General features: G+C 38.9%; 10 protein-coding genes. 8 read left to right on the plus strand and 2 right to left on the minus strand.

The window, feature by feature from the left end; all coding sequences use genetic code 11:
• The first annotated feature begins 103 nt into the window (after positions 1–103).
• The 8 genes from EDC41_RS03220 to EDC41_RS03255 all read left to right on the plus strand — a co-directional run bounded on the left by EDC41_RS03220 (position 104) and on the right by EDC41_RS03255 (position 7,703).
• Positions 104–3,184 (plus strand): YadA-like family protein, encoded by a 3,081-nt coding sequence (locus EDC41_RS03220; protein WP_006252422.1) that lies wholly within the window; start codon positions 104–106, stop codon positions 3,182–3,184.
• 18 nt (positions 3,185–3,202) lie between these two features.
• Complete coding sequence (locus EDC41_RS03225) at positions 3,203–4,036, plus strand: hypothetical protein (protein ID WP_006252421.1); 834 nt, start codon at positions 3,203–3,205, stop codon at positions 4,034–4,036.
• Between the two features lie 188 nt (positions 4,037–4,224).
• A complete protein-coding gene (locus tag EDC41_RS03230) occupies positions 4,225–4,665 on the plus strand; it encodes an HvfX family Cu-binding RiPP maturation protein (protein ID WP_006252769.1) in 441 nt (146 codons plus the stop codon).
• Positions 4,666–4,690: 25 nt separating this feature from the next.
• Positions 4,691–4,978, plus strand: a complete 288-nt coding sequence (gene hvfA / locus EDC41_RS03235) for an oxazolone/thioamide-modified RiPP metallophore HvfA (RefSeq protein WP_006252419.1) — start codon at positions 4,691–4,693, stop codon at positions 4,976–4,978.
• A 100-nt stretch (positions 4,979–5,078) separates the two neighbouring features.
• Positions 5,079–6,002, plus strand: coding sequence for an HvfB family MNIO-type RiPP peptide maturase (locus EDC41_RS03240; RefSeq protein ID WP_115262521.1), 924 nt, complete (start codon positions 5,079–5,081; stop codon positions 6,000–6,002).
• Positions 5,992–6,732, plus strand: a complete 741-nt coding sequence (locus EDC41_RS03245) for an HvfC family RiPP maturation protein (protein WP_006252417.1) — start codon at positions 5,992–5,994, stop codon at positions 6,730–6,732. The genes EDC41_RS03240 and EDC41_RS03245 overlap by 11 nt, the downstream gene beginning before the upstream one ends.
• Positions 6,733–6,950: 218 nt before the next feature.
• Entirely contained in the window at positions 6,951–7,532 is a 582-nt protein-coding gene (locus tag EDC41_RS03250) for a sigma-70 family RNA polymerase sigma factor (protein ID WP_006252416.1), read from the plus strand.
• A complete protein-coding gene (locus EDC41_RS03255; RefSeq protein WP_006252415.1) occupies positions 7,533–7,703 on the plus strand; it encodes a zf-HC2 domain-containing protein in 171 nt (56 codons plus the stop codon).
• Positions 7,704–7,970: 267 nt separating this feature from the next.
• Here EDC41_RS03255 and EDC41_RS03260 read toward each other — a convergent pair whose 3' ends face one another.
• Positions 7,971–8,264, minus strand: a complete 294-nt coding sequence (locus tag EDC41_RS03260; RefSeq protein ID WP_115262520.1) for a hypothetical protein — start codon at positions 8,262–8,264, stop codon at positions 7,971–7,973.
• Positions 8,265–8,327: 63 nt separating this feature from the next.
• Positions 8,328–12,731, minus strand: a 4,404-nt coding sequence (locus EDC41_RS13795) for a phage tail protein (protein ID WP_243642644.1), incomplete at its 5' end; no start/stop codon positions are given.

Below are 12,731 nucleotides of genomic sequence, written 5' to 3' on the forward strand. Positions count from 1 at the left end.
CAAATTTAATCTTTTCCTATTTCATTTAATCAAATTAAATATTATAGTACGGGCCATTTTTTTTAAGAATGAAAAGTAAAAGTTTTAATGAGGAAATTTTGATATGCCAAACTTTAGTTTCACCCATCTGTATAAAAAACACACAAAAGAGCTCCCTGCTGTTACCTTGCTTAGCGCTCTGATAGGGCTTAGCCAAGTCTCTTATGCCAATCCACTTCCTTTAGGCAACACCACTGGCACCAATAACCTTGCTGTAGGTGAAGGTAGTTTTGCGTTAGGCACAGGTTCTCAAGCAATCGGCAAGAATGCCATTGCAACCAGTGGTAATATCTCCCCCCAGGAATTCAAGGCGGAGTTAGAAAACTTCCGTAATTTAGTTAATCAAATTGAAGAGTTACGTACTCAAATTGCTGAACAAGAAAAACAAGGCTCTGTTAATCAACAATTACAAGATACTTTAAAGAGTCAGATTGCTCAATATGACACTATTTTAGAGCGTGTACGTGAAAAAAAAGCACAACAAGCAATATTAGCCAATAGCGTTATACCAATGCGGAAAGAATTAGTTAATAGAAGAAATCAGTTAACAGAATTGGAAAATAATTTTAATACTAGTTTTTTACCAGAAAAAAATAAACAAGAAGCATATCAAAAATTTTCTACAGTAATAGAATCATTAGACTGGAATAAATTATCAGCAACTAATGGGGTAGATCAATTAGCAACAGACTTAAAAACTAAAATTGAAACTGATTTCCCTAATATTAATTTTTCAAATGACCAATATAAAGATCTCATTAAAGGTTATCGCAATATTCAAGGTAACTTAGTAACAGCCATTCCTAAATTCCTGAATAAAGTTAATGATGATTTTGCTATAAGTAATAGTGATAGAGGCTTATATTATAACTACCTTCCTTATCATGGTATTGATCGTTGGGAGGGTTCTAATTTTAACTTTCGAACACTAAATGGAGTTTATTATGATGATAATCTAACTTCAACAGAACTCCTGCGAAAATTTATGATTCAAAGAGATTATAACACTCTTTCTGAACTAAGTCGTGCTCACGCAGGAAATGCTGATGGTCTGGCTAAAAATTACCATCTTGTAGTTGCGAAAATGTCCTATGAAAACCTGAAAAAAGAATTATCCAAGAACTCCGACTCTAAATTTTATAAACTGAAAAAGCTATATGAAGCCTATGGTGAATTCTCAAATTTAAATGAATATGTTTCAAGCAGTTTCCAAGGAAATCCACTTGAATTATTAACAGTACCTGTGCTTAAAAAAAGTTTAGAAAACCAAGAGTTACTCCCTAACAAGCTGTATAGGAAATTTAATATTGACAACCAGGCTATTGCACAGACCACATCAAACATTACTAAAGAAGAAATTGCTGATTTAGAAAAAACTGTAGAAAATTTCAATAAGTTCAAAGAGTTAATTGATTATAGTAGCAATGCGTGGATCTTTAATAAAGAAGAATATCGCACTTATATGAATGATAATGTAATTCCTTTTATGGAGAAGGTAGAGGAATTTACTAAAACATTAAAAACTTTATCTAGAGAAGACTTAAGTGAAGAGGAACGTACAGCCAAAACAATTGACTCCGTTAAATTAAGAATATATCTCAATGAACAAGCACGAAATCGTAAAAATTATATTAATGGATTTGTACCTACCGATTGGATTTCTGAAATTACAGATCAAATGACAAAATCCAAAAATCTATGGTTAAAATATGAAGAGGAATCCAAAACAACATTAAAACCATACCAAGAAGAAACAATATCTAGTCTTATAAAAGATGAAATTAATAAAAAAATGGCTGAAATAGATACTACAACACTAGAGATTGCTAATAAAGAAAGGGAGCTCGAGGAGCTTGAAAACCAAATTAATGCTTTCACTTTAACTGATGAAGAAAAACTTGCGGAAGATGTGAAAAATGATTTAATCTCAAAGCTTGATGAGGCTAAAGCAGCCTTAGCAAAAAACCAGCAAACGCTCAAAGAAAAGCATGATGAATTACTAGGGCTAAATAACAAATTAGATAGCTCACCACTTGTTAAAAACGGTAAAAATGCACTTGCAGAAGGCACGAATGCCTTTGCTTCTGGTGAAAATGCCATCGCATTCGGCACGGATTCACAAGCTACGGGTAATAACGCTATCGCACTAGGTGCAAATTCAAAAGCAAACGCAGAAAGTGCGATTGCAATTGGTAAAGGTGCACAAGCATTAAAAGAAAAAGCCCTTGCTTTAGGCGAAAATGCCATTGCCAACGGGGCATCTGCTATTGCGATTGGTGATAATATAGGTGTTTCTGGTGAAAAAGCCGTAGGTATTGGTTCAAATGCTATTGTATCTGGCAATGGGGCAATAAGTATTGGTTCTGATAATCGCGTTTCGCATAAAAATGCAGTAGCTATTGGTTCAAATATTACCCAAACGGCTGAAAACTCAGTAAATTTAGGCAATGAGTCAGCAACAACCGTAGAACTTACCGCTGAAACAGCTGGCACAACGCAATACGCACATTCCGAAATTTTAGGTGAGATCTATAAATTTGCCGCCTCAGAACCTGCTGGTGTCGTGACTGTTGGGGCAAAAGGTAAAGAGCGTCGTATTCAAAATGTTGCTGCAGGTTTAGTTTCTGAAACCAGTACTGATGCAGTAAATGGTAGCCAATTATATGCCGTAGCCAAAGCAGCCAATGAAGGTAAAATCGGTGTTGTGAGATATACAAATACAGATGGTGTAGTAAGGATTGCTAACCATTTAGATGGTAATGAAGTCAATATCAGCAATAAGTCCGGCAATACTCGCCTCTTAACTGGACTTTCTGAAGGTCTTGCACCAACAGATGCTGTAAATAAAGCACAGCTTGATCGTGAAATAGGTGTAGTAAATAACAAAATCAGTGCTGTAGAAAAAGAGGTAAAAAAAGTGAAAGGTTCGGTATCAAATGCTATCGCAATAGCAAGCTTACCTCAAGTATCTGTACCAGGAAAACGTCAACTCTCTGTCGCTACAGGCCATACCCTTGGTACAACTTCAGTTGCAGTAGGTTTAAATGGCCTTAGTGATAACGGTAGAATATCTTACAAGCTAGGCACATCTGTATCGCAAAACAGTAATTTTGCGGTTGGTGCTGGTATTGGTTTCTCATGGTAAGGAAACATAATGTATTGTATGACTAAAAAAATGAATTCTCATTTTGTAAAGGCAAACAAAATACTTGCTGCTATGTTACTTTTAGCTCCATTAGGTTTCTCTTATGCTGATGAGGCGAGCTTAACAAAATACCAGCAAGCACGTATTGCGGTAACTTATAAAGGTAACGTTGGTGATCTCTCTCAACAACTCGCTAAGAAGTTAGGAATTGGTTATTATGCCATACAGCATAATTCATCTATTCAAGTAAAGTTGAAACAGACCGATAACGATACCTTGCAACATTTGCTCGATCAAATAAACCAGCAACTTAAACAGCAAAATAGTAACCAACAATTACGCTTTGATATGCTAGATGATAAAGTAGTGTTGGCTTTAGTTGGCAACAATGTCAGTTTAGCTCCAACTCAATTTATTGGGGATGTGGTCTATGATAATAAAGCTCTAGTTCAAGAAGAGAAAGAGCGTAATATTATCTCTGTACCTCCTCAATCAAATAAAGGATCATATAGCGAGGTTAGCAGTGCTGAAGAAAAAAAGCTCGGTGATATTTTAGCATTGAGTCAAGATACGAAATTAATTAGTAAATATGCTAAACGAAAAGTGCCTACCTATAATGTGGTTAACCAACACGCATTAGGGTTAGAAAATATCCGTAGTACTAAAATCAGCACCTTCTTAATTTTTAAAGATGGCATTGATATGAGTAAATATAAAGTTGAAGGTCAATTTCAGGATATCGCTATCGTAGGTAACGTAGTTGGAATTTTACATCGTCAGAAAGTACCGCCGAAAGAAATTTTAATTACAGCTCCTGATAAACAGCAATATAAACTAGCTAAAGCTAATTAAATACCCTTGCAAAAAAACAAATAGGTTAAATTTTGCACTGAATTTAACCTATTTTTATTTATCTATAAAAACAGGTTATAATTTTTCACACATTTTTTGTAATAAACGTATACTTATTCTGTCTAATAACCACATTTTTAGTTAGGAGCATTTTTATGTCATCATTTTCAACTCAGTCAGCTTGCTCAATGACAGCTTGTAAAAACGGCTTGGGCTTTCTTGTATTACGTCTATTTCTTGCTTATGAATTTTTTGAAGCAGGGTTATCAAAACTAAACGGTGAAAATTGGTTTGCCTCAATTCAAGAGAGCTTCCCATTCCCCTTTAACGTACTACCAGCCGATCTTAGCTGGGCTATTGCTAGCGGAGCGGAAATCTTACTGCCTATTTTACTCACTTTGGGTCTGTTCACCCGCTTCAGTGCGTTAGGATTAATGATCTTAACAGCGGTAGCGTGGTATGCTGTTCACGCTGGCAATGGCTACAATGTCTGCAACAATGGCTATAAAATGGCACTCATTTATTTAGTGATGTTAGTACCACTTTTATTACAAGGTGCTGGCTCGCTCTCTCTCGATTTTCTGTTACAGAAAAAATCCCCAACCAAACGCTGGTTGAAATTCCTTTAATCCCTTAATTTATGGAGAATTTTTAATGAAAAAAGCAACTTTAATGGCATTAGCTGGTGCATTAACTATGGCAACCGCAACTGTAAACGCTGAAACTACATCAGTGAAAGCAGATGCTTGTATGGAAGTAAAAGATGGCAAATGTGTAAAAACCAAAGCTACAGAAGGTAAATGTGGCGAAGGCAAATGTGGAGCAACCTCTTCTGAGCCAAAAGCAACCGAAGGTAAATGCGGCGAAGGCAAATGTGGAGCAACGGCACCAAAAGCGGCAGAAGGTAAATGCGGTGAAGGCAAGTGTGGAGCTTCTAAGTAAGTAGCGAAGGTGCGTTTTCTAAACGCACCTAACCTCTTATAAACACAATCTACAAGCGGTTAAATTCCGCTGATTTTTTGCAAATTAAAGGAACAAGACGATGTTAAAATTTACTGGTGCTGGTCTAGGCTATCGCCGTGACCTAGCGGACGGATTTTTATCTCTCACAGATAACAATATAATTAATTTTATGGAAGTAGCCCCAGAAAACTGGCTGAAAATGGGCGGTCAGGCTCGGTATAACTTCGATAAAGTCGCTGAAAAAATCCCTGTTATTATTCACGGTTTATCCCTCTCTCTCGGCGGGCAAGCGCCTTTAGATATGACGCTACTAAAAGGGATCAAGAATATGCAGCAGCAGTATAGCTCCTTTTTCTTCTCTGATCATTTAAGCTATTGCGAATGTGAAGGGCATTTATATGACCTGCTGCCAATGCCGTTTACCGATGAAGCCGTACATCACGTGGCAAATCGCATTAAACAAGTGCAAGATTATTTAGGTATGCAAATTTCCCTTGAAAATACGTCCTACTATCTGCATTCACCAACCAGTACGATGAATGAGGTAGAGTTTCTCAATGCAATTGCCCAAGAAGCGGATTGTGGCATTCACCTTGATGTGAATAATATTTATGTTAATGGTGTCAATCACGGCTTGCTTGATCCATTTGTATTTATTGATCAAGTGGATAAATCTCGTGTCAATTATATTCATATTGCAGGCCACGATGAAGATCACGGTGCGGCGGAAGACGTTAAAATGACCGAGGGTGAATCATTTAATATGGTAAAAGGCGAACTACGTCATCTGCCAACTTTACTGGTCGATACCCACGGAGAAGCTGTACAAAAAACTGTGTGGGATTTACTAGAGTACACCTATGAACACCTACCGCATATTCCACCAACACTGTTAGAACGGGATTTCAACTTCCCACCGTTTCAAGAACTGATTAGTGAAGTACAGCACATTATGAGCTTACAGAAAAAATATGCAAAAACGAGGCTAAAAAATGCCGCTTAAACTCGTTGAAGAACACAAACCGTTACTCAAAGAGATTCAAGCCGAGTTTGCGAATGCAATTCGCCATAACGATGTAAAGCTGATGAGTGGTAATATCTCTCCACAGCGGCTTGGCGTCTATTCTCGCTTGGTTCGCAATAATACTCTCGGTTTTATCGACCGTTGTTATGTACAGCTCCCTCAACATCTAAGTCCTGAAGAATGGGTTGCCGTTAAAGAAAAATTTATACGAGAAGGTAAGGCTCATTCGCCCTTTTTCCAAGATATTGCTGGCGAATTTCTCAATTTTTGCCGAGAAAATGGTTGTATGCCACCACACTTGCTTGAGTTGATGGACTTTGAAAATGCTCAATTACTGGCTGAGGTATCAATGGCAACCGTACCATCAGAATTTGAATGGGATAACGATACTATAATGCAGTTTTCTGGTGCAGCTGAGCTGCGTCAATATGCGGTAAACTTTATCCGTAGCGAGTTCAAACAGTTTGACTTTGAGCCGACCAACGTACTGATTTGGCGAGATGCGGAATTTGGCATCTATTACAACCGCTTGGAAGAGCTGGATTTCTTCCTGCTTAGCTCGTTGCAAGAGGGGGCAAATTCCCTGAATGGCTTACTAGCAGAACTCAGCGAGTTTACCGAGCAAAATCTGGAGCTAAAAGCCTTGTTACGCCAACTTTGGGAAAAATGGGTTGAAGCAGAGGTGATTTATCCTGTCTATCCTGAATGAGGATAAGGTATGTGATATGTACTGACATACATAGTAGGGGCGGGTCCTGTGCCCGCCCGACTAATATTAAGATAACGGGCGGGCACAGGACCCGCCCCTACGATTAGTATGTTAGGTTTAAAAATACTTCATACCAATATCCCCTAAGTTGGGTAAAACCTTATGAAATAGGATACAAGCGGTTAGTTTCTCTCAATTTTTTACCAAAGGATCACGCAATGAGCCAACCGGCTTTACGGCAAATATCCCCCTCGCAGCTAGAAGATATTCGTCTGCAAATGGTGAAGTTTGCCTTTTTACAGTTAAAAAATAACGAACTTGCCGAAGATGTGGTGCAAGAGGCGTTTGTCAGCGCTTATAAATATGCCGACAGCTTCAAAGGTGAAAGTGCGTTAAAAACGTGGATTTTTGCAATTTTAAAAAACAAGATCGTAGATTTAGTGAAAGCCAAAGGCAAATTGGTGGCAGTATCTGAGCTGATGGAAGAAGACGATCACGATCTTGCCGATAAATTGTTTAACGAAAATGGCGGTTGGGATAAAGATGCTTATCAATCTAATGAGTGGAAGAACACCGAAAGCCATACCTATTCCGCTCAATTCTGGCAAGTATTTGAATTTTGCCTAAATAATCTGCCGGCAAATCAAGCAAGGGTGTTTATGATGCGTTCCCATTTGGAAATGGAAACCGAAGAAATTTGCGCAGAATGTGAGATTTCACCAGCAAATGTGCATACCTTACTGTATCGGGCAAGATTGCAGTTACAGGTCTGTTTAAGTCAAAAATGGTTTGGAGGTTAAATGTTAAAATGTAAGCAAATTACCGAATTAGTTTCTCTGTCCCAAGAACAAAAACTGACATTAAAACAACGTGTTAATGTGCAAGTTCATTTAATGCTTTGTTCTCGTTGCAGAGCCTTTAGCCAAAACTGCAAAACCGTAGATAAGCTAACGAAAGAATTTAACTCTTAGCGTAAAAGCAAGCGGTAAAATTTTTAATAAATATTTCAAACTTAAGTGAGCATAAGGCTTATTATAAATAAAACGTTCCGAAAAAACATTGATTTTCATTAAAAAATTCCTTTATTTATCAAATAAATGCGATTTGTTTCGGAACGTTTTTTAATGCTTATTTTGCAACATACGGATTATCAATGGAAAGCGTTGCTGTAGACATTGTGCTTCCTAGTACAAAAAAACCACTTGGTTTCCCTAAGCGGTTCTAATCTATAAGAACTATTACACCACAATCTGCCCCGTCTCTTTTAAGTGATTGTAAATACGACCTAACATAATCTGGGTTGGCGTTTTGCCAATATCCTCTTTTGTGAGTGGGGCATCGGTGATTGCTTTTGCGGATTGTGCATCAATGTATTTGTACTCACTCGTAATAGTAACAAAATTGGTCACAACACCATCGCTCTCCTCACCTGTGCCAACGACATATTTAGCATTGAGTGAGCCGTCGTCTTGAGTTGAATAGCTTGCGATAGTTGAATACATTGGGTTTAAGATTTTGTTAAAAGTTGTCATAAGGTTTTCCTTTTGTAGATTGTTGATAAAAAGACCAAATGTATTTCTACATTTGGTCTCAGTTTAGGTTACTGATATATATTTTGCTGTAGATAAACTATAAGCTAGTATCATTACCTGTATAGTAGAGTCCCTTTTAGATGGGAAACTAGAAGCATTTATTGTTTTGGATATTACTTGAGTTTTACTTTGATTAGCTGGTAGTGTGAAAGAGGTTATACCAACAACTTCAATGTATCTTTGATTTGGAGCTGGTCTGATATTTAATGTAGCCTCGTAGGTTTCTGTATACGAATATCTAGGGCTAGATGAGTTTTCTCCATAATCTTGCCCTTCATAATGCCTATTGTGGCTTTTAAATTTTAAATGGCCAACAATTTGTTCAATTACACCACCACCGATTAATTGTGTAACTTCTAATTCACCAGTAAAACGTCCTGTCGCCCCCTCTAACCTTGCACCTTTGATTGTTCCACCTGTAATTGTCGTACCGGTTATAGTTGTACCATTGATTGAGCCACCATTAATGTTGTTACCACTAATAGTATTCCCCGTAATAGTTGTTCCTTTTATTGTTCCACCGGTTAATGTCCCCACATCTTGAGCAATAGCCGATAACTGCGTTACTTTTAGCTTATCTGCAGTAATAGAGCCGCCAACAATATGGCTCGCATTAATCGAATTTGCCGCCATATTCCGTGCTGCAATCGTGCCGGTTGCGATTTCATTTGCAGTAATCGTATTAGCTGCAATTTGTTGAGCAGTAACGGTATTAGTAGCTATTGAGCCACCGTGAATAGCGGTTACACCGGCATTTTGCCAAGGGCTAGGCTGAGTGATATCTGTAGCATTATCACTAGCCTCCTCAAGCATTGGCCTACGAGCAAATAAAAATGGATTAGCTTTGCCCTGAATATTATCTAATCGTAATGCGAAACGAATACAGCCTGAAGTAGGTGCAGTAAATACAACCTTAACCCGTTTCATATTTTTAAATTCGCCTTGATTAGCACTATAGCCAGTAATTACCTCGCTGTCGCCTATCCAACCTAAGTAAGCACCACCAGGTTTTTCGATATTCTCAATGACTAATTTAGCTTGCCCACGATGACAAGCTAACCATACGGAGGCAATATATTTTTTATTAGGCACAACATTAATATCCTGAGATAACCACCCAATTCGCCCAGTATCAGAGGTTTCCTGTGTAGTGCTATACCGCATCGAAAATACTAACTCATTTGGTAGTCCTCCATTTTTTAGTCCGTAATTATCTTGTTCATTCCTATTGAAAATATTACGGGTGTCAATATTTAGCCGATCACCAACTTCTCCTCGCCAGTAGTTCCAGCCAAACGGAGCTATTGACAAATCGGGTGTTGCAAAAATAGGATTAACCAGCAAATTCCCACCTAGCCCAATCGCTAACTTATCCGCCGATATTTGCCCTGCTGCCAAATGCTCCGTTTTAATCGCTCCTGCAGTCAATACAGCAGTTCTGACGGAATTTGCATTGATGTGGTCTCCTGAAATCGAGCCTGTTGCGATTAAATTCCCATTAATCGCTACTTTATTTTCTACCACACCAAATAGTCTTACTGGCGTGCCGTCTTGGGCGTTTTTCACGACCTCAAATTTATCTGCCATCACAATCACAGAAGATTCCGCATTACGGTTATCTGCCGTTGCACCAAATGCAATACCGGCAATCGCTTTGCGTCCACCGGCAATGGTTTCGGTTTTGATGGTATGGGTAGCAGATAATTTGCCGTCCACACTTGCTACCGCATTGCTGACTTGGGTAATTTTAGATGAGTTTGATCCGACTGAGGCATTGACCGTATCAATGCGAGAGCTTAGTGCTGAATCTGCATTTGCCAGCGTTTGTTGAACCGAATCTACTTTTGCAGATACTGCACTTACAGAACTCTCCACATCCTCCGGTGCTGGTGTCCAGTCGGTAGCAATCGTGCCTTTCTCAAGTTTTAGCATATCGACATAGACCGCTCCATCAGGGATAGGTGTTCGAACAGAGAGAATTAGACGATTCCCTTTATATAATGCTGGCTTTTGTTTTAATATTTTAAGATTAATAACATATCTAGTCTTATCACTCTGTGCAGGCAATGTGATTATATGGTTACTCAAATCAGCGCGGTTACCACTCGTCACATCTTGAGTCAAAATAACTTGCAACTCTTGATTAGTTTTTGATTCATTTTTTGCAAAAAATGAAATAACAACATTGTCAGATACATTAATATCATTGAGAGCTAAATTTGATTTGATGCCTCTTACATCGTATCCAGTTTGCTGCCATTGTTTCCACTTATTCGCCTGATCCGTATCCGGCAACCACACTAATTGCTTGTTATCAATACGTGATGAACCAGTTGATGATCCTGATTTTGTATAAAACCAAAAACCTTCATCAACTCTTGAGCCTTTCAAATAATTCCGACCGCCGACTTTAAATCCATTAACCGCAGACTGTACATCTGCTTTCCAAATTGCTTGCAATGAATTTTGAGCAAGGCTTGCCACCTCATTTTTATTCGCTTTGGTCGATTTAATCTCTGTGATATTGCCTTCAGCCCCAGCCATTCGGGTTGTTAATCCCGTAATCTGTTGCGATTGAGCTAAATCTGCACTTGCTTGTGTTTGTTTGTACGAGGTTAAATCAGCCGAAACTGCACTCACGGAGCTTTCCACATCTTCAGGGGCTGGTGTCCAGTCTGTAGCGATAGCGCCTTTCTCTAGTTTCAGCTCGGCAAATTCAATATAACTTACATCCGCCTTACCATAACCACCAATAATGATAAATATATCAGGGTAATCCTCGGTTGTCTCAAATGTGAGCTTGCAAGTTTGCCATGTCTCATTACCGACAACATTTGATGTGATAAGCCGTCTGCGCTGATTGCCTCCATAACCAATAAAAGTATTATTAATTGTAGCGTTGGTGCGATACTTAAACGATAGAGTGTATTTACCAGCAAGCAATTTCCCCGATGTAATCGCTGTTTTTCGACCAAACCAACTATCTTGTATACAGTTGATTCGTACTACTGGAGTTTTGAAATCAGTGTTATCTAATACATCTTGAGATGATCTGACAAAATTGATTAAGTTTGTTGCGTTGGATTTTAATAATAAATTCCGACCACCTACGCTTAATCCGTCGATCTTAGCGTTTAGATTTTGACTAACTTCTGCAATGCTACTATTCGCCGTGGCAATGCTTTGACGTACTTCTGCGATTCCACTTTCAGCACTTGCTACACGACTTGTCAATACTTCACGTGCTTGAGCTTCAGCTTTATCGCCGTTTGCTCGTGCTGTTTTTTCCTCTTCCAAGCCTGATAGGGCATTATTAGCTTTTGCTGTGACAGCAGAAATGAGTTGTGCTTGTTGAGCATCAACATTTTGTAACTGTGTAACAGCAGCCCCACGAGCGGTTGCTTCAGCTTGAATTTTTTTCGTTAAATTTACACTTTCTGCCTGAATGGCTTTGGTGCGATTATTGGTTTCCGTAGTAACCGCAGCTTGTCGGTCAGAGACCTCCCGATTAATATTTGCTTGAGCTGTTTCCGCTAATCTTCTTGCCAAATTTGCCGTATTGTCTGCACTAGTTAATTGCGAGATAAGAGAGGTATCTATTTTGGATTTTGGCAGTTTACCGATAATATCTTCGGTAGGCACAGCGGCTGAATACGCTGTACCGTCCCAAGTATAAAGTTTACCATCAGCTTGATTGTAAACTTGCGATGATGCCAGTTTCGTCCGCTTATCGGTCAAGTTTGCCACAGTTTTGACCAGTTCTAAACCTCGTGCCGGTGCAGCAACATCAAAAACCTCATTCACAATATTGCGTGAAAGCTCGGTATTCAGCTCCTTTAAACGAGCATCTAAATCAACCGCACTTTCTCCTTTCACGCCTTGCTGTTGGTAAAACGGCCCGACATTAATGCCTCTGGTATGGCGTAACCAGTAGTAACGCACGGCTTTGTTACCTTTTACCGTATGCGCATAGGTTCTAGCGGTCACTTTTGCGATTTTTTCTGCAAGAGCGAAATTATCAGTTTCCGCTGCAAAAATCTCGGTTTGAGTAACCTCATTTACCCAATCCCACTCTAGGGTAATTTGCCCTAATCCACCTGTTACTACTACACCGGTCGGAGCAGGAGGTCGATCAATAGTAAAGGTTTGTGTTTTTTCGGTGACGATTTGCCCTTTGGCATTTTTACCGTAAATAATCACGCTGTAATCGCCATTCGGTAAATCGCTCAACTCAATATTTGGATCGGCTAATCCTTTCTTGAATTGATACAAATTGCCATCTTTGGTGATTTTAATATCATAGGTCAGCTTGCCGTCGCCAGAACTAATATCACTGGAGATATAGAGCTTGCCGTCATAACCAGTCGAGACTTCTACTGCGTTAATTTGCGGGGCTTTGTAAAGCGT

The organism is Mannheimia haemolytica, from assembly GCF_004342115.1.
Taxonomy (GTDB): domain Bacteria; phylum Pseudomonadota; class Gammaproteobacteria; order Enterobacterales; family Pasteurellaceae; genus Mannheimia; species Mannheimia haemolytica.

Coding starts and splice junctions, on each gene's coding strand:
- hvfA (WP_006252419.1), top strand. CDS start 4,691: ATGAAAAAAGCAACTTTAATGGCATTAGCTGGTGCATTAACTATGGCA.
- EDC41_RS03230 (WP_006252769.1), top strand. CDS start 4,225: ATGACAGCTTGTAAAAACGGCTTGGGCTTTCTTGTATTACGTCTATTT.
- EDC41_RS03220 (WP_006252422.1), top strand. CDS start 104: ATGCCAAACTTTAGTTTCACCCATCTGTATAAAAAACACACAAAAGAG.
- EDC41_RS03255 (WP_006252415.1), top strand. CDS start 7,533: ATGTTAAAATGTAAGCAAATTACCGAATTAGTTTCTCTGTCCCAAGAA.
- EDC41_RS03225 (WP_006252421.1), top strand. CDS start 3,203: ATGACTAAAAAAATGAATTCTCATTTTGTAAAGGCAAACAAAATACTT.
- EDC41_RS03245 (WP_006252417.1), top strand. CDS start 5,992: ATGCCGCTTAAACTCGTTGAAGAACACAAACCGTTACTCAAAGAGATT.
- EDC41_RS03240 (WP_115262521.1), top strand. CDS start 5,079: ATGTTAAAATTTACTGGTGCTGGTCTAGGCTATCGCCGTGACCTAGCG.
- EDC41_RS03250 (WP_006252416.1), top strand. CDS start 6,951: ATGAGCCAACCGGCTTTACGGCAAATATCCCCCTCGCAGCTAGAAGAT.
- EDC41_RS03260 (WP_115262520.1), bottom strand. CDS start 8,264: ATGACAACTTTTAACAAAATCTTAAACCCAATGTATTCAACTATCGCA.